Source organism: Caballeronia humi (assembly GCF_001544475.1).
Classification (GTDB): domain Bacteria; phylum Pseudomonadota; class Gammaproteobacteria; order Burkholderiales; family Burkholderiaceae; genus Caballeronia; species Caballeronia humi.
Genome location: NZ_FCNW02000018.1, coordinates 97,315 through 120,255, shown reverse-complemented (window position 1 = coordinate 120,255; position 22,941 = coordinate 97,315). Strand labels below are relative to the sequence as shown.

The window sequence follows — 22,941 nt, the reverse complement described above, 5'->3', positions numbered from 1 at the left end:
GCATCGGAAGAGCAGAGCAGCGGGATCGATCAGGTGGCGCGTGCCGTCACGCAAATGGACGAAGTGACGCAGCAAAATGCGGCACTCGTTGAAGAAGCGGCCGCTGCGGCGCAGTCGCTGGAGGATCAGGCAGGCGCGTTGCGGACGGCAGTCGAGACGTTCCGATTGAACGACGAGGTGACGGCTGGATTCGGCGCGGCTGTAACGCCGAAGTCGAAAGCGCGTGTTACGACCGCCGCGAAGCCTGCTCAAAAGAGCGCACCGAAAGCGGCTGTCCGTGCGCCTGCCGCAGCGCCGAAACTCGCAGCGACGGCGAGCGGAGATTGGGAAACGTTCTGACGCATGGGCGTCTGAACTGACGGACCGAATTGTCTCCGTACTGCGGAGACAATTCACTAGCGGCCGGATTTCTTCCCGACATACCCTGGCAACCCAAGCGCAAACTCCCCCCGCGCGATCTCGACCCCACGACGAAGCGCCGCATCGAATTCCTCGTCGGAATGTCCAGCATCGAATGTTCCCAACCTGCACGCGGCACGGGATGCGCCCATCCGCCTCCGCACTTTCCCTATGTTACGATCGTAACAATAGTGTTATAAACTGAGATCAATCTATCAAAAAGGTGTTGTGCATCGCACAACTCGCGAAAGATCTCATGCTCGATGCTGCTTCGAAATCCGTTCTAGCTTGGCCTGGCCGCTCGCCCGCCCAGGTCATCGCGCGCAATCCCGGCGTTCCGTTCGATCTCGCATGGCTCGACGGCTTGCGCGTGAACCAGTCGGCGGTCGGCCGGCGCGCCTCGACGCTCGGCACGCGACGCGCCGTCAAGAAAGACGCGCAGGCTGCGTGGCTGCTCAAGGCCGTCACCTGCATCGACCTCACGACGCTCAACGGCGACGATACGACCACTCGCGTCGAACGCCTCTGCGCCAAAGCCCGCCGTCCGATCCGCGACGACCTGCTCGACTCCCTCGGCATGCCGCCCGGGTCGATCAAGACGGGCGCCGTGTGCGTCTATCACCGCTTCGTGAAAGCCGCCGTCGCCGCGCTCGACGGCAGCGGCATTCCCGTCGCGGCGGTATCGACGGGCTTTCCCGCCGGGCTCATTCCGCATCCGCTCAAGCTGCGCGAAATCGAGGCATCGGTCGCGGATGGCGCCGCCGAAATCGACATCGTCGTGACGCGCGAACACGTTCTGACCGGCAACTGGCAAGCGCTCTACGACGAGATGCGCGACTTCCGCGCCGCTTGCGGCGACGCGCACGTGAAGGCGATCCTCGCGACCGGCGACATCCGCACGCTATCGAACGTCGCGAAGGCGTCGATGATCTGCATGATGGCCGGCGCCGATTTCATCAAGACCTCGACGGGCAAGGAAGGCGTCAACGCGACGCTCGACGTCTCGCTCGTGATGGTGCGCATGATCCGCGAGTACCTGGAACGCACGGGCGTCCCAATCGGTTTCAAGCCGGCGGGCGGCGTATCGACGGCGAAGTCCGTACTCGAATACCAGATCCTGATGAAGGAAGAGCTCGGGCGCGAATGGCTCGAAGGCGACCTGTTCCGCATTGGCGCTTCGAGCCTGCTCGCGGACATCGAGCGGCAACTCGAACATCACGTGAGCGGCCGTTACTCGTCGTTCAACCGTCATCCCGTCGCGTGATTTGCGCGCAGTCACATAAACCGAAAGCCCCATGAGCGTAGCCGAATACTTTTCTTCGATGGAATACGGACCCGCACCGGAAGACGATCGCGCCGCGCGCGTCTGGCTCGATCAGCATGCAAGCGGCTTCGGCCATTTCATCGGCGGTGCGTTCCGCGCGCCCGCAGCGGGCGATGAAGCCGAGCGCTTCGAATCGCGCGAACCGGCGACGGGCCGCGTGCTTGCATCGATCGCGCAAGGCAGCGACGCCGATGTCGCCGCCGCCGTCGATGCCGCCCACGGCGCGCTCGCCGCGTGGCAGGCGCTCGGTGGCGTGGGCCGCGCGCGGCATCTGTATGCGCTCGCGCGCATGGTGCAGCGGCACGCGCGGCTCTTCGCGGTGCTCGAATCGCTCGATAACGGCAAGCCGATTCGCGAGACGCGCGACATCGATATTCCCCTTGTTTCCAGGCACTTTCTGCATCACGCGGGCTGGGCGCAATTGCAGGATCGCGAGTTCGCGGACTGGGCTCCGCTGGGCGTGATCGGCCAGATCGTGCCGTGGAATTTTCCGCTGCTGATGCTCGCGTGGAAGATCGCACCGGCGCTCGCACTGGGTAATTGCGTCGTGCTGAAGCCCGCTGAATTCACGCCGCTCACCGCGCTGCTGTTCGCGGAACTCGCGCATCGCGCGGGGCTGCCGGCGGGCGTGCTCAACGTCGTCACCGGCGATGGCCGCACCGGCGCGGCACTCGTCGAGCACCGTCAGGTCGCGAAGATCGCGTTCACCGGTTCGACGGAAGTCGGCCGTCAGATTCGCGTCGCGACGGCGGGCTCGGGCAAGTCGCTCACGCTCGAACTCGGCGGCAAGTCGCCGTTCATCGTCTTCGATGACGCCGATCTCGACAGCGCCGTCGAAGGCGTCGTCGATGCGATCTGGTTCAACCAGGGCCAGGTTTGCTGCGCGGGTTCGCGCTTGCTCGTGCAGGAAGGCGTCGAGGCGCGCTTCGTCGAGAAGCTCATGCGCCGCATGGAGACGCTGCGCGTCGGGCCGTCGCTCGACAAGGGCATCGACATGGGCGCGATCGTCGACGACGTGCAGCTCGAACGCATTCGCTCGCTCGTCGCGAAGGGCGAGAGCGAAGGCTGCGTGATCCATCAGCCGTCGGAGCTGCGTTTGCCCGAGGGTGGCGCGTTCTTCCCGCCGACGCTCGTCACGAACGTCGCGCCGGCCTCGACGCTCGCGCAAGAAGAAATCTTCGGCCCGGTGCTCGTGACGATGAGCTTTCGCACGCCCGACGAAGCCATCGCGCTCGCGAACAACTCGCGCTACGGGCTCGCCGCGAGCGTGTGGAGCGAGAACATCAGCCGCGCGCTGGATGTGGCGCCGCGCCTGCAATGCGGCGTCGTGTGGATCAATTCGACCAATCTCTTTGATGCAGCCGTGGGCTTTGGCGGCTATCACGAGTCGGGCTTCGGGCGCGAAGGCGGACGCGAGGGGATTTACGAGTATCTGAAGCCGCGTGCGTGGACTAAGCTTCCGGTTCGCGGCGAGAAGGCCGCACGCTCAAGCGAAACGCAAGGCGAGGCGCAAGTGAACGTCAGCGCGCTTGACCGGACCGCGAAGCTCTTTATCGGCGGCAAGCAGGCGCGTCCCGACAGCGGCTATACGCGGCTCGTGCATGCGCCGTCGGGCAGTATCGTCGGCGAAGTGGGCGAGGGCAATCGCAAGGACATTCGCAATGCGGTGTCGGCGGCGCGCGGCGCGCAGAAGTGGTCGCATGCGAGCACGCATAACCGCGCGCAAGTACTCTATTACCTCGCCGAGAACCTGTCGGCGCGCGCCGAGGAATTCACGCGGCAACTGGTTGCGCGCGCAGGCTTGAGCGAACGCGATGCCGCGCGCGAAGTCGAAGCATCGATCACGCGTCTGTTCACCTACGGCGCGTGGGCCGACAAGTTCGACGGCGCCGTGCATTCGCCGCCGCTGCAAGGCGTCGCGCTCGCGATGAACGAACCGCTCGGTGTGATCGGCGTCGTGTGTCCGGATGAGGCGCCGCTGCTCGGCTTCGTGTCGCTCGTGGCTCCTGCGCTCGCGATGGGTAATCGCGTGGTCGCGGTGCCGAGTGAAGCGTGTCCGCTGATGGCAACCGACTTCTATCAGGTCGTCGAGACATCGGATGTGCCGGGCGGCGCGTTGAACATCGTGACGGGCGATTCGCGCGCACTCGCTCAAACACTCGCGCAACATGACGACGTCGATGCCGTGTGGTGCTTCAAAAGCGCGGCGCTATCGACGATGGTCGAGCGGGAGTCCGTAGGCAATCTGAAGCGTACGTTTGTCGATCACGGCCGCGTGTTTGAATGGCACGATGCATCGAGCGAAGGCTTACCGTTCCTGCGGCAGGCCGTGCAGGTGAAGAATATCTGGGTGCCGTACGGCGACTGAATTCCGAATCATCAAAGGGCGAAGACTTCACGACGAAGCGCGCCCACGCATGGAGGAGATACTGTGCTGAAGAACATCGATCCGCTCCTGAACGCCGACATCCTGCACGCATTGTGCGCGATGGGCCACGGCGACGAAGTCGTGATCTGCGACGCGAATTTCCCCGCCGATTCGGTCGCGCGGCAAACCGTGCTCGGCAAGCTCTTGCGTATCGACGGGGCGAGTGCGCCGCGTGCGATCCGCGCGGTGTTGTCGGTGCTGCCGCTCGATTCGTTCGTCGATCATCCGGCCGAGCGCATGGAAGTCGTCGGAGATGCGAGCGCGTTGCCCGCGGTGCAGCGCGAAGCACAACGCGAAGTCGACGATGCCGAAGGACGCGAGACGCCGTTCGCTTCCGTCGAGCGTTTCGCCTTCTACGAACGCGCGAAAAAATCCTACTGCGTGATCGCGACCGGCGAAGCGCGCGGCTATGGCTGCTTCATCTTCAAGAAGGGCGTCGAACTCGCGCCTGATGCACCTGTCGCACCGGAGGCTGCGAAGTGAAGCGCGGCACCGTAGTGATTCTTGGCATCTATGTGACCGATCTCGCGTTTCGCGCCGAGCGCATGCCGCTGATCGGCGAGACGATCCCCGGTTCCGCCTTCGCGATGGGACCGGGCGGCAAGGGTTCGAATCAGGCTGTCGCGGCGGCGCGCGCCGGAGCCGACGTGATCTTCTGCACGCGCATCGGCGCTGATGCGTTTGGCGAAATCGCGCAATCGACGTGGCGCGCCGAAGGCATCACGTCGCGCGCGACGGTCCTCGAAGGCGTATCGACCGGGGCGGCGCATATCTACGTCGACGAGCGCACGGGCGGCAACGCGATCATCGTCGCGGCGGGCGCGGCGGGCACGCTGTGTCCGGCCGACGTCGATGCGATCGAGGCCGATATCGCCGATGCCGCCGTCTTCGTGACGCAACTCGAACAACCGATTCCGGCGGCGATGCGCGGCCTCGAACTCGCGCGCAAGCACGGCGCGACGACGGTCTTCAATCCTGCGCCCGCGCTGCCGCTGCCCGACGACATCTATCCGCTGTGCGACTACATCACGCCGAACGAAACCGAGGCGACAGCACTGACCGGCATCGCGATCGCGTCGACCGACGATGCGCGCCGCGCCGCCGATGCGCTGCTCGCGAAGGGCGCGCGCGCCGTGATCGTGACGCTCGGCGAAGCGGGCGCGCTCCTGCATTCGGCGGAGGAGTCGGTGCTCGTGCCGGCGTTCGATTGCGGACGCGTCGTGGAAACCGCGGGCGCCGGTGACGGCTTCACCGGCGGCTTTGCTGCCGCGCTCGCACGCGGTGAGTCGCCGAGCGATGCAGTGCGCTTCGGCTGCGCGCTCGCGAGCCTCTCGGTGACGCGCGCGGGCACAGCACCCTCGATGCCCACGCTCGAAGAAATCAACGCGGTGCTCGGCGAGCGCCGCGCTGCGGTGTCCAACGGAGCCTGATCGATGAAAGCGTCGAAGTGGTTCGCCGACCGCCAGCTCAACTTTCTCGTCGGCGTGAACCTGCTGGTCGTGATCGTGGCAACGTGGCTTTCGAAAGGCCAGTTCCTCGATATCGACAACCTCCAGTCGATGGGCGGACAGTTGCCCGAACTCGGCCTGCTCGCGCTCGGCATCATGCTGTCGATGGTGTCTGGGAATGGCGGTATCGATTTGTCGGGCGTCGGACTCGCGAATCTTTCGGGGATGGTCGCGGCGATGGTACTGCCGAAACTCGTCGTCGCTGACGATTCGCCCGCGCTCTATACAGCGGTGTTCAGCGGCGTGGTCGTCGTGGTCGGATTGCTCGGCGGCTTGCTCAACGGCGTCGTGATCGCGAAACTCAGGCTTACGCCGATCCTCTGCACGCTCGGCACGCAACTGCTCTTCACCGGCATCGCGGTGGTGCTGAGCAATGGCGCATCGGTGCGCGTCGAATACGTCGATCCGCTGTCGAATATCGGCAACGGCACGTTCCTGCAAGTGCCGATCTCGCTGTGGATCTTCATCGCCGCCGTCCTCGTGCTGGGCTGGATTTTGAAGCGCACGCCGTTCGGGCTGCGTCTCTATCTGATGGGCACGAATCCGAAAGCCGCGTTCTATGCGGGTATTCCGCGCGCGCGGATGCTGATCGTGACCTACGGCATGTGCGGGGTGCTCGCATCGCTCGCCGGGCTCATCAGCGCGACGCATACGTCGAGCGCGAAGTGGGACTACGGCAACTCGTATCTGCTCATCGCGATCCTCATTGCGGTGATGGGCGGCGTGAATCCGGCGGGCGGCTACGGGCGCATTGTCTGCGTGTTTCTCGCCGCGACCGTGCTTCAGTTCCTGTCGAGCCTCTTCAACCTGCTCGGCGTCTCGCAGTTTTTCGGCGACTGCGCGTGGGGATTTCTGCTCCTCGCCTCGCTCGCCTTCGCGGGCGGCGAGCGCGTGCGCGCGATCTTCGGCATCGGCGGAGCGGCGGCCACGCCCAAGGCGCCGCCGCCCGCATCGACCGGACGCTAGTTTTCAAACCTTCTCGTGCAGCACATTCGAACCATAAGCGAAGATAAAGGAGACATTGCATGAAACTGACCCGACTCGGAACCGCGCTCACAGCGGTGGCCCTCGCCGCTGGCGTGATCGCCGGCGCAGAAGCCGCGACCAATGAGACGATCGTCACGGTGGTGAAGGTGACGGGCATCAACTGGTTCAACCGCATGGACGACGGCGTGAAGGAATTCGGCAAGGAAACGCCGGGCGTTACCGTCTATCAAACGGGCCCCGGACGCGCCGACGCCGCGCAGCAACTGAAGATCATCGAAGACCTGATCGCGAAGAAGGTCACGGCGATCGCGGTCGTGCCTTATGACCCGCCGACGCTCGAACCGGCGCTCAAGAAAGCGATGGATCGCGGCATCAAGGTCGTCACGCACGAAGCCGACAACGCGAAGAACACGATGGTCGATCTCGAAGCGTTCGACAACACCGCGTACGGCGCGGGCCTGAACGAACGGCTCGCGAAGTGCATGGGCTCGCAGGGCAAGTGGGCGGTGCTGGTCGGCTCGCTCGGCAGCCGTTCGCAGGTGCAATGGGCGGACGGCGGCATCGGCAACGCGAAACAGAAGTATCCGAAGATGGACCTCGTCGAGCCGAAGCTCGAAACCAACAACGACGGCGAGCGGGCGTATCAGGTCGCGAAGGAAGTACTGCGCAAGCACCCGGACCTGACGGGCTTTCAGGGTTCGTCGTCGCTGGACGTGATCGGCATCGGGCGCGCGGTGGAAGAAGCGGGCAAGGTCGGCAAGATCTGCGTGTACGGCACGGGCCTGCCGACTGAAGCGGGCAAGTTCCTCGAGAGCGGCGCAATCAACGGCATCGCGTTCTGGGACCCGAAGCTCGCCGGCCTCGCGATGAACAAGGTCGCGAAGATGCTCGTCGATGGGAAGACGGTTGCCGACGGCTCCGACCTCGGCGTGCCGGGCTACACGAAAGTGACGGTCAGCAAGGGTCCGGGCAAGGGCGTGATCGTGCGCGGCACCGGCTGGGTCGACGTCGACAAGACGAACTACAAGCAGTATCCGTTCTGATACGCATGCGGGGCGCTTCGCCTCTACAAAGGCGGAGCGCCCTGCTTTGAACGAAGGACATGATGAATTCAGCACCGCTTCTCGAAGTCGTCGATATTCACAAGCGCTTTACCGGCGTGTACGCGCTGCGTGGCGTGAGCCTCGCGTTCAAGCGCGGGCAGATCTATCACCTGCTCGGCGAGAACGGCTGCGGCAAGAGCACGCTCATCAAGATCATCTCGGGCGCACAGCCGCCGGATGAAGGCGAACTCGTGATCGAAGGCGCGCGGCATGCACGGCTCTCGCCGCTGGAAGCGCTGTCGGCGGGTATCGAAACGGTGTATCAGGACCTTTCGCTTCTGCCGAACATGAGTGTCGCGGAGAACGTCGCGTTGACGGCGGAACTCGCCACGCACAAAGGACGTCTCGCGCGCACGTTCGATCGACGCGCGATGGCCGCGACCGCGGCGCTCGCGCTCGAAGCCGTTGGCCTGCCGGGCGACGCGGATTTCCAGGCGACGCTCATCGAACAACTGCCGCTCGCGACGCGTCAACTGGTTGCGATCGCGCGTGCGATTGCGAGCGAAGCGAAGTTCGTGATCATGGACGAGCCGACCACTTCGCTTACTCAAAAGGAAGTGGACAACCTGATCGCGGTGCTCGCGAAGCTGCGCGCGGACGGCGTCGCGGTACTGTTCGTGAGCCACAAGCTCGACGAGTGCTATGCGATCGGTGGCGAAGTGATCGTGCTGCGCGACGGCCAGAAGATGGCGCAAGGTCCGATCGAAAACTATACGAAGGCGCAGATCAGCGAACTGATGACGGGCAAGCATCTTTCGACCGAACGCTATCGCGCCGATGGCGCCGCCGAGTCGCGCGAAGTCGTGCTCGATGTGAAATCGCTCGGACGCAAGGGCCAGTTCGCCGATGTCTCGTTTGCGCTGCATCGCGGCGAGATTCTCGGCGTGACCGGCCTGCTCGATTCCGGACGAAATGAACTTGCGCGCGCCCTCGCGGGCGTGGCGCCCGCGGATCATGGCACGGTCACGCTCGACGGATCGATCGTGCGCCTGCGCACGCCCGCCGATGCCAAGCTGCAACGCATCGGCTACGTGCCGGAGGACCGGCTGAACGAGGGCCTTTTCCTCGACAAGCCGATCCGCGACAACGTTATCACCGCGATGATTTCGAGCCTGCGCGACCGTTTCGGCCAGATCGACCGCAAGCGCGCGCAGGAACTCGCGGAACGCACCGTGAAGGACCTGCAGATCGCGACACCCGACGTCGACAAGCCCGTGCAATCGCTCTCCGGCGGCAACCAGCAGCGCGTCTTGATCGGCCGCTGGCTGGCGATCGATCCGCGCGTGCTGATCCTGCACGGACCGACGGTGGGCGTCGATGTGGGATCGAAGGACATTATTTACCGCATCATGCAGCGGCTCGCGGGCGCGGGGATCGGCATCATCCTGATCAGCGACGACCTGCCCGAACTGCTGCAGAACTGCGACCGAATCCTGATGATGAAGAAAGGCCGCGTCGCGAACGAATATCGCGCCGAAGGCATGGCCGAAGCCGATCTTTATCACGCTCTACTTTCCGAGGCAGCATGAGCGAGTCTATCCGTCGCGTTTCGCCCGAGACGATGCCGCAATCCACGCAGGACATCGCGCCGCGCGTGCGGCAACTGAGCTGGTCCGCGCGGCTGACGCGCAACCCCGAGTGGTTCACGGCCGCGCTGATTGTGGTGACGTGTCTCGTGGTGGGCACGCTGAACCCGCGCTTCTTCCAGTTCGCGACGGTGTTCGACCTGCTGCATTCGGCCACCACCGTCTCGCTTTTCGCGCTCGGCACGCTGGTCGTGCTGGCCTCCGGCGGGATCGACGTGTCATTCACCGCGATCGCCGCGTTCACCATGTATTCGATCACCAAGGCGGTGTTCGCGTGGTGGCCGGATGCGCCGTTCGCGCTGATCCTGCTGACCGGCGCGCTCGGCGGCGTGCTGCTCGGGATCGTCAACGGCATGCTCGTGCATCGCCTGAAAGCGCCGTCGCTGATCGTGACGATCGGCACGCAGTATCTGTACCGCGGCTTGCTGCTGACGTTCGTCGGCACGCAGTTCTTCATGAACATCCCGCACAGCATGGATACGTTCGGGCGGCTGCCGCTCTTTTTCTATCACACGTCCGATGGCTTGCGCGCCGTCCTGCCGGTATCGGTGATCGCGCTCGTGATCGCGGCCGTTGTGACGTGGTGGCTGCTCAACCGCACGATGATGGGGCGCGGCGTATACGCGATGGGCGGCAGTCTGCCGATCGCCGAGCGGCTCGGGTACAACCTGCGCGCGATCCATCTGTTCGTGTTCGGCTATACGGGGATGCTGGCGGGCGTCGCGGGCATCCTGCACGTCTCGACGAACCGGCTTGCGAATCCGTTCGATCTCGTCGGCACTGAACTCGATGTGATCGCGGCGGTGATTCTCGGCGGCGCGCGGATCACGGGCGGAACGGGGACGGTGATGGGAACGCTGCTCGGCGTCGTGCTCGTGACGCTGATCAATAGCGTGCTGATTCTCGTCGGCGTGCCGAGTACGTGGCAGAAAGTGATTATCGGCGCGTTTATTCTGGTCGCCGGGACGCTGTTTGCGCTGGGGCGGCGGGGTTAAAGCGCTTTATGAAATGACAACGGCCACCGATGCGAATCGGTGGCCGTTTTTCATGGAGCGCGTCCGGCGTGAATCGTCGTGGTTCAGACGCACACGCCGCGGATTGCGAGAGACCGGGCCTCTTACTGCCTTCTTGGTGCCTGCCCTTTCTCCGTAATGACCGAATCGAACTCGTCGAGCTGTGAGAAGCGCACGGCCTTGACCTTCCCGAACTTGCTGGCATCGACGACGAGATGCCGTTCCACCGCGCTCGCCATCGCCGCCTGCTTGATCGCCACCTCGTGGAAATTCCAGCACGTCACGCCGCGCGCCTCGTCGACGCCGCCCGCCGACAAAAACGCCTTGTTGATCCCCATGCGCCGCAGCGTCTCGACGCTCTCGTCGCTCGCGAACGAATCCGACGACGGCACGTACACGCCGCCGAGCAGGATCATCCGCACGTTCGGCCGACGCCGCAGGATTTCCGCCACGTTCAGCGAATAGCAGACCACCGTCAGATGCATCTCGGCGGGAATCTGGCGCGCGAGGGTGGTAAGGGTCGTTCCGCAGTCGATGAACACGGTCTCGCTATCGACCAGCAGCTTCGCCGCCGCCGCTGATGCCTCCGCCTTCGCTTGCGCGAAGTGGTCCTTTTCCTCGTCGATGGTGTAGCCGGCCGCGTTGGGCACGTCGGCGGCGCTCACGATATAGCCGCCGAGGTACGTGAACCGTCCCGGGCTCGCGGCGATGTCGCGCCGGACCGTCATCTCAGATACGCCGAGCAGCGTTGCGGCGTCGCGCAGACGCATCACGCTCTGATTGTCGAGGGCGCTGGCAAGGGCGCGCAGGCGTTCGGCTTTGGTCATCGGTGGGGCCTGCGAGTCGGCGAAACGCGCCGCTGACAGTGTTAGATTCCGGTCGGAAGATGAAAGAATTATAACAATGCAAGCCGCACGATGCGACGTGCTTCCCCGGCCGGCGCGGGTAAATCCTGATTCGCTGAATCGCTGATCGAACGTGTTGTTTTTTTAAGATAGGTTGCACTGCAGCATAAAAAGAGTAGTATCTAGGGTATTCCCTTAGCTACTTACCCGGATGACTGCCATGAAGACGACTGCTCAAACCTCCTTGCTCGTTTCCCTCGGTTCCTGGCTGCGCAATGCGATGGCTGTTACGCGTCGCGAATGGAATCGCGCGCTGGACCTGCACGTCCAGAATTGCGAGATCCTCGTCGAAGCCTATCGCCGCGACTGATCGCATGCGGCCGCCTCGACCGCAGCAAGAAGAAAAAACGCCCCGGAAACGTCTGTTTCCGGGGCGTTTTACCATCTGAATCGCGGCAAGCGCGAATCTAGATTGCCCAGCCGCCGAGATAGAACACCGCCAGCACCAGCGCGATCACCACCGTCCCGACGTTCAGCTTGCGATATTCGCCCGCCACGATCCGCCCGATCACGAGCGTGCAGAAGCCCAGCATGATGCCCGTCACGATATTCGCCGACAGCACGATGAACACCGCGCAAACGAGGCCCGACATTGCATCGACGGTGTCTTCCATGTGCAGCTTGCTCACGTTGCCGAGCATCAGGAGGCCGACGTACATCAGCGCGGGCGCCGTCGCGTAGGAAGGCACGAGTCCGGCGAGCGGCGAGAGGAACATCACCGCGAGGAAGAGCGCGCCGACCACCGCCGCCGCCAGCCCTGTCTTCGCGCCCGCCGCGACACCGACCGTCGATTCGATGTAAGCCGCCGCCGGCGCGCCGCCGAAGCACGCGGAGAAGATCGAGCTGACCGAGTCGGCCGTCAGGGCGCGGCCGCCGTTCACGATGCGCCCGTTCTTGTCGATCTGGCCCGCCTGGCCGGCGACTGCCCGGATCGTGCCGGTGGCGTCGAAAACGGCCGTCATCACGAGGGCGAGGACGCTCGGCAGGACCGCCATCGAGAGCGCGCCCTTGATGTCCATCGCGCCGATCAGCGAAGCATGGCCCGGCGCGGACAGCGACGGCAGCGCGAAAATCCCGTGAAAACGCACGGCCGGATCGAACGCGAGGCCGATCGCCGAGAGCCCGACCACGACCAGCAAAATTCCGCCCGGCACGCGACGGCGTTCCAGCCCGAAAATCGCGGCCAGGCCGAGGATCGACATCATCACTGGAAACGCGTTGATGTGCCCGAGCGACACCGGCATGCCGGGCGCGGGGTTCTTCACAATCAGCCCGACGTCGTTCGACGCGATCAACAGCAGGAACAATCCGATGCCGATGCCCGTGCCGTGCGCGACGCCGGTCGGGAGATTGCGCAAAATCCACGAGCGCACGCCGGTGACGGAGATCGCCGTGAACACGACGCCCATCAGGAACACGGCGCCGAGCGCCACGGCCGGCGACAACCCCTTGCCGAGCACGAGCCCGAACGCGGTGAACGCGGTGAGCGAAATCGCGCAGCCGATCGCGATCGGCAGGCGCGCCCAGATGCCCATCAAAAGCGAGCCGAATGCGGTCGTGAGACACACGGCGACGAATACGGCGCTCGTGTCGAAACCTGCCTTGCCGAGCATGCCCGGCACGACGAACACGGAATAGACCATCGCGAGGAACGTCGTCACGCCGGCGACCACTTCGCGCCGTTGCGTGCTGCCGCGCTCGGAAATGCCGAAATAGCGGTCGATTACACCGCCGCCTCGCGAGGTCACGTGGCCGTCCTCTCGTTCGATCTCGTTGATCTCGGTGATGTTGATGTCGCCAAGCGGCTGGGCGGGGGATTCCATCATGGACTGCTCTCCTTTATCAGCTTGCTGAAACGGCTGGTGCCGGGCGCATCGGAGCGCGCGGTGCCGTCGTCAGGGTCGTCTCGTCTGTGTAGTTTTGGGTGTGTCCGAGACAGCCGCGGGCTCGACTCGGTCAGGACAGAGACTAGGGGAACGCAAAGCATCATCCAATCTCATAAAAAACATGCCGTTCATGCCGGCATGCTTATAGTCTTGCGCACCGGGGCCAGCGCGCGGCCCACCTGAGGCAAACCCTTATGCAAAAAGGCCAGGCGCGGCGGCCTGGCCTTTCAGTCAGCTTATGGTTTACGTGTCCGAAATCAGCGAATCACGCGCGCCACGCCGCGTCCGCGCGGATCGGCCATCGGCTCGGGCGTGGTGTCGTCGATGCGGATCGCCTGGATGTCGCCATTGAAGTCCTGCATCGTGAACTTGTAGCCCTTTTCTTCCAGCGCCTTCACGACTTCCGGGTCGAGCTTGCGGTACGGCTCCTGGAAGATCGTGTTCGGCGGCAACAGTTGGTGATGGAAGCGCGTCGCGCCGACGGCTTCGGGCAGCGGCATCCGGAAGTCGTAGACGTTTGAGATGACCTGGAAGATCGACGTGAAAATGCGCGAGCCGCCGGGCGTGCCGATCACCATTGCGACCTTGTCGTCCTTCGTGAGGATGGTCGGCGTCATCGACGAAAGCGGACGCTTGCGCGGGGCGATCGCGTTCGCATCGCTGCCGACCACGCCGAACATGTTCGCGACGCCCGGTTTCGACGAAAAGTCGTCCATTTCGTCGTTCAGCACGATGCCCGTGCCTTCCGCGACGACGCCCGAGCCGAAATACCCGTTGATCGTGTACGTGTTCGAGACGGCGTTGCCCCATTTGTCGACCACGGAATAATGCGTCGTTTCCGCCTTTTCCGGCATCGACGTGCCGAGGCCGGGCAGCACGCTCTTCGTGTCCGACGGCGTCTCCGGATTCACTTCCTGCGCGCGCTTCAGGATGTAGTCGTCATTGGTGAGCTGCGCGACAGGCACCTTGTAGAAATCCGGGTCGCCCAGATACTGCGCGCGATCGGCGAATACGCGCTTCTCGATTTCCGCGACGAGGTGGATGTACTGCGCCGAATCCAGCGGGACGTTGTCGAATTTTTCCTTAAGATCGGCCTTCATCTTCAGCAACTGCACGAGACCGATGCCGCCTGAGCTAGGCGGCGGCGCGGTGATGATGCGGTAGCCGTTCCAGCTCGCGAGGATCGGCTGGCGCCACACGGCCTTGTATTCCTTCAGATCGCGCTCTGTGATCAGGCCGTGGCCGCGCATCGATTCCGCGATTAGTTGCGCCGTCTGGCCTTCGTAGAAGCCTTTCGCGCCGCCATCGGCGATGCGCTGCAGCGTTGCGGCGAGGTCGGGCTGCTTGAACACCGCGCCCTGCTTCATGCCGCCGAAGTACAGGTCGAAATTGGTCTTGCCGGCGAATTCCTTCGATGCCGCGTCGCGCCGCTCCTGCAACTGGTCGTCGACTTCGAAGCCGTCCTGCGCGTACTTGATCGATGGCGCGAGCACCTGCTTCCACTTCAGCTTGCCGAAGCGCTTTTGAGCCTCCCACATGCCCGCGACCGTGCCCGGCACGCCAACCGCGCGATGGCCGTAGAGGCTCATGCCCTTGATGACCTCGCCCTTGTCGTCGAGATACATGTTCTTGGTCGCGGTAAGCGGCGCGCGCTCGCGATAGTCGAGGAAGTACGGCCGATGGTCGACGTAGAGCGTCATGAACCCACCGCCGCCGATGTTGCCCGCCTCCGGATACGTCACGGCGAGCGTGAACGCGATGGCGACGGCGGCATCGACCGCATTGCCGCCCTGTTTGAAGATTTTCTCGGCGGTATCGGCGGCGTACTTGTCGGCGACCGCGACCGCCGATGCTGTCAGGACCGCCGGCTGGGCGTCGGTTTTCGCGTAAGCGGGCGTCGATTCGACGAAGCCCGTCGAGACAAAAAGCGCGGCGGCCGCGAACGCGCCGAGCATGCGCGAGCGCACGCGTTGTTCGAATTTCAACGACATTTCCAGATCGCTCCGTGGCTATCGGTAAAGATGGGCTTATACCACGCGAGCGCTTTTTTGAGAAAGCGCCGTCATGTGCCTACGGCATCAACTGGCCGCCGTTCACGTCGATGATCTGGCCCGTCACATAGCGCGACATCGTCTCGGAGGCGAGATAAAGGAACGCGCCGCTGCAGTCGTCCGGCTCGCCGATGAAGCCCATCGGAATGGTCTTGCGGAACGCGTCGAGCTGCTCGGGCGATGTGAAGCGGTCCTGGAAGGGCGTCTGGATCACGCCGGGCGCGACCCCGTTGACGCGGATCTTGTCGGGCATCAGTTCCTTCGCCATGCCCTTCGTGATCGTACTGACGAATCCCTTCGATGCCGCGTAGAGCAGCGCGCCCGGGCCGCCGCCGTTCCGTGCCGCGACCGACGTCACGTTGATGATCGAGCCGCCGCCGTTCTGGCGCAGCGCGGGGAGCGCCGCGCGGGTGAACGCGACGACCGAGCGCGCGTTGATGTGCAGGACTTCGTCGAAGAGTTCGTCGGTGACGCTTTCGAGCGGCTCGCGCTTGACGAGGCTGCCCGCGTTGTTGATGAGGACGTCGAGCTTGCCGAACTCGGCCGCGACCTGGGCGACGGCGGCGTCGATTGCTTTGGTGTCGCGGACGTCGGCGCCGACGGTGATCGCGTTCACGCCGAGCGCGCGCACTTCCTGCGCGACGGCTTCGGCCGCTTCCTTCGACGCGTTGTAGTGAATCGCGACGTTCGCGCCGTAGCTGCCGAACGCGCGCGCGGCCGCGGCGCCGATGCCCGTGCTCGCGCCGGTGATGAGGACGGATTTGCCTTTCAGGTCGTGCATGTGTGCTCCCGGGTTGCCTGCTGACTAGGATGGCTCGCCGCGCGAGAAGCGGGCGAGCGAAGCGTCTACGGGTGTTTGAGCGGAGGAGCGGGCGGTGGTTCGATTTATGTGCAGATGTCCGCCACCGCTATTGCAGTTCTTCGACGCGTTCGCACACGACGACGAGCTCCGCGCCGACCGACGGCTCGAGGACGAGGAGCACCAATTGGCCGTTCGATATGCCATCGACGAAAAAACGGGCGCGTTCGTCGGTCATCGACCTTCGAACGTCGTCCTTGCTGTTGGCCCAATCGACGTGCGCCCTGATGTCCTCCGCAGCGAAAGTTCGGGACGTCGACACCATCAGCCGCGAGACCACATTTTGCAAGCCGAACTCGCCGAGCCGGAAGTTTCGGATGCCGGTACAGGATATCTTGCCGACGCCCTCGCCGACGCAGTCGAACGCGAGCAGTAGCGAGGCCTTCTCGCGGGAGTATTCGACGCCGGCAAGCTCGGCATCGTGGTAATTGTGCGCAAGTATCATCGTGGAACCCAGGTTGTTCTGACGGCTTCGTAAATTATCGAGGCCATAAGGAGAAGCTGACGCCGCCTTCGCGATTCAGGCTCCCATCTTCGTTCGGAAGACCGAAATTGTGTGCGTGCGGAATGCCTTGACCGTGATCATGGTCGAAATCGAAGTCCACCACAGGCGCGCCCGTATCGCCGTACAAACGCATCTGACCGCTGCCCGGGTTGGTGTACCAGATTCCCGGCTCTCCCACATTTGGCGTTTTCGCAATGTCGAAACTTTCGCCGTACGCTGGCGTTTCGTCGAATTCAAATGGTGCCGCGTCACCGAGCGGCGTCGATGTTTCCGCAAATTCGTCCGATAAGTTCGGCACGCCGTAACGGCTGATCCATCCGGCTCTGGCGAACATCGGCAGGAAAAGCGCGGGCTCGGCACGAACGGCTGCGTGCATCATTGCCTGGTTGTTCGCGTCGTGCCACGCATTGCAATCGGCTATCGACGTATCGGGTTCTTCGAGCCATGGCTCATTTTCGATTGGTAAATCGGCGTAGTCTTCTACGCCCCAGATACTCGACCGCTCACGCGTCAGCGGAGCGACGAACCCGCCGCGATATTCCGGCTCGCGCTCGACGACATACATGTTGCCTCGCCATACCGCGCGCCTCAATGCGTCAAGCGTGTGATGCGCGTTGCCCTTTCGATAATACGGGAACGAAGCGATCAGAAAATCCTCAACGCGCTTCACTATGTCAGCGTTTCGCTCCCAAACATCGGGATAAACCGCGTCGAGCATCTTGCGGCCGGCGTCGGCGGCGGCTTCTTTTTCGGGGTCGGGGGCGAAGAGCGAACCCATGCGGTAGTCGCTCGCGAGATGCATCGTGTAATGGTGTCCGCCGTAGCACGTCAGCAATGCCGTCATTGGTGATCCGAAGTAATGGTGACGGCGAAAGGTTAATGCATGCTGCTCCGGCGTTATCTTGAAATTCTTGGACACGGCGTTCGGGTTCTTCGCAAGGACGCAAAAGCGCTATCCTTGTCGTCAAGGGGCAGCGGCGCTTCGGAACACCTTGAGCAGGATGGGCTGGCCCGGTTATCGCGATGAAGACAATAGAAACTGGAGACGCAGAAGCGTCAAAACGGAGGACCCAATGACCGCAAAAGTCAACCCCATCCCCAAAGACCGTCACGGCGTGACGCCTTACCTCACCGTCGCGGGCGGAGTCGCCGCGATCGAGTTCTACAAGACGGTGTTCGGCGCCACCGAGCTATTCCGCCTCGACGCACCCGGCGGCCGCGTAGGCCACGCGGAGCTGGAGATCGGCGGCACTGTGATCTATCTCTCCGACGAGTTCCCCGAGATGGACGTGCACGGCCCGCTCTCGCTTGGCGGCTCGCCTGTCACGCTGCATCTGTACGTGGAAGACGTCGATGCCGTCGCGCAACGCGCCGTCGATGAAGGCGCCACGATGTTGCGCCCGGTCGCGGACCAGTTCTACGGCGATCGCGGCGGCAAACTGCGCGATCCGTTCGGCCATCTCTGGTGGCTCGCGACGCATATCGAAGACGTGTCGCCGGACGAGATGCGCGTGCGCGCCGAGAAGCTCTTCGATGGCGAAGCAAGCTGAACGCGCTTACTCGTCGAACGAGTAGTGCTCGACGATACGCAGCACCGATTCCCTGAACGACGCCACCAGATCCGATCGGATGCCGCTGCTCGGATACGAGAGCGCGTATTCATATTCAATCGCGGTCTCGAACGGCCTGACGACTACGCCATGCGCGCGCCATACCTTCGCCGCGAACGGCTCGACGATCGACACGCCGAGCCCGCCCGCGACCATCGCGTAACGCGTGTGCGCGGTGTCGGTGAGGACGGTGTAGTTGGGACTTTCCTCGGTCGAGGAAATCGTCGACTGTTCTGCCTCGTACGCCTGCCGCGAATTCGGCAGCCAGCCGATGATCTTCTCGCCGCGCAGGTCCTGTGCGCGCACGACCTTCTTCTTAGCAAGCTTGTGGCCGGCCGGCATCGCACACAAAGCGCGTGTTTTCAAAAGCGTCTGCACCTCGATGCCCGCGACCGCCGGAAACGCCTGGCTGATCGCGACATCGGCCTTGTGGTTCTGAAGGCTCACGAGCACCTCGGGCACCTTCACCGAATCGACGCGGATCGGCACGCCCGGATGGCGCTCGACGAAATCGGCGAGGATCGGCGGCAAGAGGGTAGTGGCGAGCACCGGCATGCACGCGACGGTGAGGCCTTCGGAGGCTTCGTCGCGGATCATGTCCGCGACTTGCTTGAGGCGTTCGAGCCCGAGAAAGTTTTCTTCCACCGACTTGTAGAAGCGCAGGCCCGCGGTGGTGGGGTTCAGACGGCCGCCGATTCTACTGAACAGGCTAAAACCGAGATCGGCCTCTAAATCCGCGATCAGGCGGCTGATCGCGGGCTGCGTGACGTGCATCTTGCGCGCGGCACCGACACTCGTGCCGGTCATTATCAAGCTTCGAAATGCTTCGATCTGGCGAAAACGGATCATCGTACTGGATTACTCATGCATGACAACAAGGACACGGATGGTATAGGAAACAACCCCTTACTGCCTCGATGGACCAGCCCGTCCCGCCGATAAAACAAAGGTTTCGCAGAAGCAGCGCCAGGGTATGCATAAAACGTATTACCTATAAGCACATGTGAGTGGATTCCGCCTTATTGTTGTTAAATACTCGCCGCCAGCCTGAATTGTTGCCGTAAGCGAAGCGCAAAGAACGCGACTTCCGGTGCGATGAAGCGGTCTCACGTTTCGAAAGCAAAACGTTAGGCTCACTAAGATTAATCGCGATTCGGTTTAGCTAACGAAGGCTAAACGTCTCGCTGAATAAGAATCGGGCTGCAAGCGTCGCAGCCTGCGTGCAACAACATAAGACTTAGCAGGAGACTTCCCCGTGACGTTCTTGTCTGTCCCTTTGGCACATGGTTTCGTTCCGCGCGGTCGCGCGATTGCCGCTGCGCTCGCCGCCGTGTCCGGCGCGTTCGCTTTTAGCGCTCAAGCGGCCAACGTGCCGTCCGGCGTGCAACTCGCCGCGAAGCAGGAACTGGTGCGCAACAATGCCGCCGAAGTCGAGACACTCGACCCGAATCTCGTCGAAACGGTGCCGGCGAACAACGTGTCCGAGGACCTGTTCGAGGGCGCCACCACGACCGATGCCGACGGCAACGTGCAACCCGGCGTCGCGGAAAAGTGGGAGCAGAAGGACCCGACCACCTGGATCTTCCATCTGCGCAAGAACGCCAAATGGTCCAATGGCGAGGCCGTCAGCGCAAACGATTTCGTGTACGGCTGCCAGCGGCTCGTCGATCCGAAAATGGCGTCGCCGTCGGCGGGGACGTTCGGCAAGTTCCTGCTCAACGGCACCGACATCATCGCGGGCAAGAAGCCGGTGACGGCGCTCGGGGTGCGCGCCATCGATGCGAACACGCTCGAAGTGAAGACGCCGTATCCGGTGCTGTTCCTGCCCGAACTGATGTCGAATACGACGCTCGGACCGGTGAACCGCGCGGCTGTCGAGAAGAACGGGCGTGACTGGACCAAGCCCGGCAAGCTGGTGAGCAACGGCGCGTATCAGTTGAAGGAGTGGCAGGTCAACAGCAAGCTCGTGCTGACGAAGAATCCGAACTATTGGGACGCATCGCGCGTGCAATTGAGCCAGGTGACGTACTTGCCCGTCGAGGATGAAAACAGTGATGTGAAGCTATTCCAGTCGGGCGAGAACGACTGGGTGTATCAATTGCCCTCGGGCACGTACGCGAAGTACAAGGCGCAGTTCCCCGCCGACATCAAGAATGCGCCGATGCTTGGCTTGCGCTACTACTCGTTTAACAACCGCGATCCGCTGCTGAAGGACGTGCGCGTGCGCAAGGCGCTTTCAATGGTGATCGATCGCGACCTGCTCGCGCAGCGCGTCACCGCCGACGGCCAGCTCGCCGCATATGGCGTGATTCCGCAGGGCGTCAAGGGCGCCGACGTGACGAACTACGAGTGGTCCGCGTGGCCGATGGCAAAACGCGTCGAGGAAGCGAAGAAGCTGCTCGCGGACGCAGGCGTGAAACCCGGCGCGAAAATCCGCTTCGCGATGAACACGAGCGAATATCACAAGAAGATGGCGATTTTCGCGGCATCGGAATGGAAGACGAAGCTCGGCCTCGATACAGAAATCGAAGCGATGGAGTTCAAGGTGCTCCTGAAGAAGCGGCACGCCGGCGACTATCAGATCGCGCGCAACGGCTGGGTCGCGGACTACAACGATGCCACGACGTTCCTCACGCTCGTGCAGTGCAATTCGGAGCAGAACGATAACTTCAGTTGCAACCCCAAAGCCGATGCGCTGATCAAGGAGGCCAACGAGACGACCGACCAGGCGAAGCGCACGCAATTGCAGACGCAGGCCGCGAAGCTCGCGATGGACGATTATCCGATGCTGCCGCTCCTGCAATACACGCTCGTGCGGCTCGTGAAGAGCTACGTCGGAGGATACTCGCTGAAGAATCCGATGGATCGCTATCGCAGCAAGGACCTCTACATCGTCAAGCACTGACGGCGGATCGCGGCGCTGTCTGCGAGGAGACATACCCATGTGGTCGTATACATTGAGGCGCGTGCTGCTGACGCTGCCCACGCTGTTGCTCGTCATCACGGCCTGCTATCTGCTGCTGCACGCCACGCCCGGCGGTCCCTTCGACGGCGAGCGCAAGGTATCGGCGGAAGTGCTCGCGAACCTGCAGGCGAAATACCATCTCGGCGAGCCGCTGTGGAAGCAGTACCTGCTCTATCTCGACAGCCTGCTGCACGGCGACCTCGGCGCATCGTTCCGTTACGCCGACTGGAGCGTCAACGAGCTCGTGCTGCGCGCGTTGCCGGTGTCGCTCACAATCGGCGGCGTGTCGATGCTGCTGTCGATCGTGATCGGCGTCGCGCTCGGGATTCTCGCGGCGCTCTATCGCAACAGCGCCGCCGACTATCTGCTGATGCTCGTGAGCAATGCGGGCAGCGCGTTTCCGTCGTTCGTGATCGGGCCGGTGCTGATCCTCGTGTTCGCGATCCTGCTGAAGTGGCTGCCGGCCGGCGGCTGGAACAGCTTCGACCTTCGCTACATGGTTCTGCCGATTCTCCTGCTCGTGATGATCAACGTAGCGACCGTCGGCCGCGTGACGCGCGCGAGCCTGATCGAAGTGATGAACACGAACTACATCCGCACCGCGTATGCGAAGGGCCTGTCGCGCTGGACCATCGTCTTTCGGCACGCGCTGCGCCCGACGCTGATCCCGGTCGTCTCCGTGATCGGGCCGCTCGCGATTTCGTCGATCACGGCGGCGGTGGTCACCGAATCGGTGTTCTCGCTGCCGGGCATTGGCAAGCTGATCGTCAACGGCGCGGCTAATCGCGACTACACGCTCGTGCTCGGACTCGTCGTGCTGGTCACGGTCGTGGCCGTGCTGCTCAACCTGCTGGTCGATCTCGCGTATGCGTGGCTCGATCCGAAGATCCGCTACTGACATGAGGCCGGCAATGAAAACCTGTCTCGCGCCGCTGCTCGAAAAAGCTGCCGCCGCGCCGCTCGAAGGCCGCAGCCCGTGGCAGGACGCGCGCCTGCGCTTCATGCGCAACAAGGCTTCCGTCACGAGCGCCGTGCTACTCGCGCTGATTACGATCGCCTGCATTTTCGGCCCGATGCTGCTGCCGAACCAGTTCGATTCCGCCGACTGGAACGCGATGAGCGCCACACCCACGTTCGCGAACTGGCATCTCTTCGGCACCGACGAAACCGGCCGCGACCTGCTTGTGCGCTGCCTGATCGGCGGGCGCGTCTCGCTGATGATCGGCGCGCTCGCGACGCTGACGTCGGTGACGCTCGGCATCGTGTGGGGCGCTATCGCGGGCTTCGTCGGCGGCCGCGTGGACAACGCGATGATGCGCTTCGTCGACATGATGTACGCGATCCCGTACCTGTTGATCGCGATCCTGATGGTGACGCTGCTCGGCCGCGAGTTCTACCTCGTCGTGCTCACGATTACCGTGTTCTCGTGGATGGACATGGCGCGCGTCGTGCGAGGCCAGACGCTCGCGATCCGCTCGAAGGAATACGTGGAGGCGGCTCGCGCGATCGGTGTATCGACGGGCGGCATCATCCTGCGGCACGTAGTGCCGAATCTGCTCGGCATCGTCGCGATCTATACGACCGTGACCGTGCCAGGCGTGATTCTCACCGAATCGGTGCTGTCGTTCCTCGGTCTCGGCGTGCAGGAACCGATGACGAGCTGGGGTGTGCTGATCCAGGACGGTGTCGGCGTGATGGAAAGCTCGCCGTGGATCTTGCTGTTCCCGGCGGCGCTTCTATCGGTGACGCTCTATTGCATCAACTTTATCGGCGACGGGCTGCGTGATGCGCTCGACCCGAAGGATCGGTGAG

General features: G+C 63.3%; 20 protein-coding genes and 1 pseudogene. 14 read left to right on the top strand and 7 right to left on the bottom strand.

All coding sequences use genetic code 11. From position 1 onward, the window contains the following. The 9 genes and pseudogenes from AWB65_RS18035 to AWB65_RS17995 form a co-directional block, all read left to right on the top strand. A pseudogene (locus tag AWB65_RS18035) lies at positions 1-339 on the top strand (methyl-accepting chemotaxis protein); the annotation flags it as partial. Between the two features lie 316 nt (positions 340-655). Continuing rightward, positions 656-1,663, top strand: a complete 1,008-nt coding sequence (gene deoC / locus AWB65_RS18030; protein ID WP_087668466.1) for a deoxyribose-phosphate aldolase — start codon at positions 656-658, stop codon at positions 1,661-1,663. Positions 1,664-1,694: 31 nt separating this feature from the next. After that, positions 1,695-4,091 (top strand): aldehyde dehydrogenase family protein, encoded by a 2,397-nt coding sequence (locus AWB65_RS18025; RefSeq protein WP_087668454.1) that lies wholly within the window; start codon positions 1,695-1,697, stop codon positions 4,089-4,091. 63 nt (positions 4,092-4,154) lie between these two features. After that, complete coding sequence (locus AWB65_RS18020) at positions 4,155-4,634, top strand: RbsD/FucU family protein (protein WP_087668453.1); 480 nt, start codon at positions 4,155-4,157, stop codon at positions 4,632-4,634. Continuing rightward, a complete protein-coding gene (gene rbsK / locus AWB65_RS18015) occupies positions 4,631-5,581 on the top strand; it encodes a ribokinase (RefSeq protein ID WP_087668452.1) in 951 nt (316 codons plus the stop codon). Before AWB65_RS18020 ends, rbsK begins: the two co-directional genes overlap by 4 nt. Positions 5,582-5,584: 3 nt before the next feature. Further along, complete coding sequence (locus tag AWB65_RS18010) at positions 5,585-6,625, top strand: ABC transporter permease (RefSeq protein ID WP_087668451.1); 1,041 nt, start codon at positions 5,585-5,587, stop codon at positions 6,623-6,625. Positions 6,626-6,684: 59 nt separating this feature from the next. Beyond that, complete coding sequence (locus AWB65_RS18005; protein WP_087668450.1) at positions 6,685-7,689, top strand: autoinducer 2 ABC transporter substrate-binding protein; 1,005 nt, start codon at positions 6,685-6,687, stop codon at positions 7,687-7,689. 59 nt (positions 7,690-7,748) lie between these two features. Beyond that, positions 7,749-9,278 (top strand): sugar ABC transporter ATP-binding protein, encoded by a 1,530-nt coding sequence (locus tag AWB65_RS18000; RefSeq protein WP_087668449.1) that lies wholly within the window; start codon positions 7,749-7,751, stop codon positions 9,276-9,278. Positions 9,279-9,310: 32 nt separating this feature from the next. Then, positions 9,311-10,330 (top strand): ABC transporter permease, encoded by a 1,020-nt coding sequence (locus tag AWB65_RS17995; RefSeq protein ID WP_087668465.1) that lies wholly within the window; start codon positions 9,311-9,313, stop codon positions 10,328-10,330. A gap of 122 nt (positions 10,331-10,452) precedes the next feature. Here the strand turns inward: AWB65_RS17995 and AWB65_RS17990 are convergent, their stop codons facing one another. After that, positions 10,453-11,175: a DeoR/GlpR family DNA-binding transcription regulator gene (locus AWB65_RS17990; protein ID WP_087668448.1), complete on the bottom strand. Its 723-nt coding sequence runs from the start codon at positions 11,173-11,175 to the stop codon at positions 10,453-10,455. A gap of 238 nt (positions 11,176-11,413) precedes the next feature. Here AWB65_RS17990 and AWB65_RS36370 point away from each other — a divergent pair, with 238 nt between their 5' ends. After that, a complete protein-coding gene (locus tag AWB65_RS36370; protein ID WP_159907676.1) occupies positions 11,414-11,563 on the top strand; it encodes a hypothetical protein in 150 nt (49 codons plus the stop codon). A 97-nt stretch (positions 11,564-11,660) separates the two neighbouring features. Here the strand turns inward: AWB65_RS36370 and AWB65_RS17985 are convergent, their stop codons facing one another. The 5 genes from AWB65_RS17985 to AWB65_RS36975 all read right to left on the bottom strand — a co-directional run bounded on the left by AWB65_RS17985 (position 11,661) and on the right by AWB65_RS36975 (position 17,473). Next, positions 11,661-13,079 carry an NCS2 family permease gene (locus AWB65_RS17985; protein WP_125474151.1) on the bottom strand — a complete coding sequence of 473 codons (1,419 nt, stop codon included), beginning with the start codon at positions 13,077-13,079 and terminating at the stop codon, positions 11,661-11,663. A gap of 317 nt (positions 13,080-13,396) precedes the next feature. After that, positions 13,397-15,094, bottom strand: a complete 1,698-nt coding sequence (gene ggt, locus AWB65_RS17980) for a gamma-glutamyltransferase (protein WP_235007666.1) — start codon at positions 15,092-15,094, stop codon at positions 13,397-13,399. Positions 15,095-15,209: 115 nt separating this feature from the next. Further along, entirely contained in the window at positions 15,210-15,971 is a 762-nt protein-coding gene (locus AWB65_RS17975; RefSeq protein ID WP_087668446.1) for an SDR family NAD(P)-dependent oxidoreductase, read from the bottom strand. A 127-nt stretch (positions 15,972-16,098) separates the two neighbouring features. Then, entirely contained in the window at positions 16,099-16,494 is a 396-nt protein-coding gene (locus AWB65_RS17970) for a hypothetical protein (RefSeq protein ID WP_087668445.1), read from the bottom strand. A 34-nt stretch (positions 16,495-16,528) separates the two neighbouring features. Next, on the bottom strand, positions 16,529-17,473 hold the full coding sequence (locus AWB65_RS36975) for a hypothetical protein (RefSeq protein ID WP_235007663.1): 945 nt from the start codon (positions 17,471-17,473) through the stop codon (positions 16,529-16,531). Between the two features lie 154 nt (positions 17,474-17,627). Here AWB65_RS36975 and AWB65_RS17960 point away from each other — a divergent pair, with 154 nt between their 5' ends. Further along, complete coding sequence (locus tag AWB65_RS17960; RefSeq protein WP_087668444.1) at positions 17,628-18,104, top strand: VOC family protein; 477 nt, start codon at positions 17,628-17,630, stop codon at positions 18,102-18,104. Between the two features lie 6 nt (positions 18,105-18,110). On the opposite strand, the gene AWB65_RS17955 is transcribed toward AWB65_RS17960, so the two are convergent. Beyond that, a complete protein-coding gene (locus AWB65_RS17955) occupies positions 18,111-19,013 on the bottom strand; it encodes a LysR substrate-binding domain-containing protein (RefSeq protein WP_087668443.1) in 903 nt (300 codons plus the stop codon). Between the two features lie 406 nt (positions 19,014-19,419). On the opposite strand from AWB65_RS17955, the gene AWB65_RS17950 reads away from it, so the two are divergent. Genes AWB65_RS17950 through AWB65_RS17940 form a run of 3 tightly spaced genes read left to right on the top strand, consistent with a single transcriptional unit; the run spans position 19,420 to position 22,940 of the window. Then, positions 19,420-21,069 (top strand): peptide ABC transporter substrate-binding protein, encoded by a 1,650-nt coding sequence (locus AWB65_RS17950; protein ID WP_087668442.1) that lies wholly within the window; start codon positions 19,420-19,422, stop codon positions 21,067-21,069. Positions 21,070-21,106: 37 nt separating this feature from the next. Beyond that, a complete protein-coding gene (locus AWB65_RS17945) occupies positions 21,107-22,027 on the top strand; it encodes an ABC transporter permease subunit (protein ID WP_087668441.1) in 921 nt (306 codons plus the stop codon). 13 nt (positions 22,028-22,040) lie between these two features. Further along, complete coding sequence (locus tag AWB65_RS17940) at positions 22,041-22,940, top strand: ABC transporter permease subunit (RefSeq protein ID WP_087668440.1); 900 nt, start codon at positions 22,041-22,043, stop codon at positions 22,938-22,940. The last annotated feature ends 1 nt before the right edge of the window (position 22,941 follow it).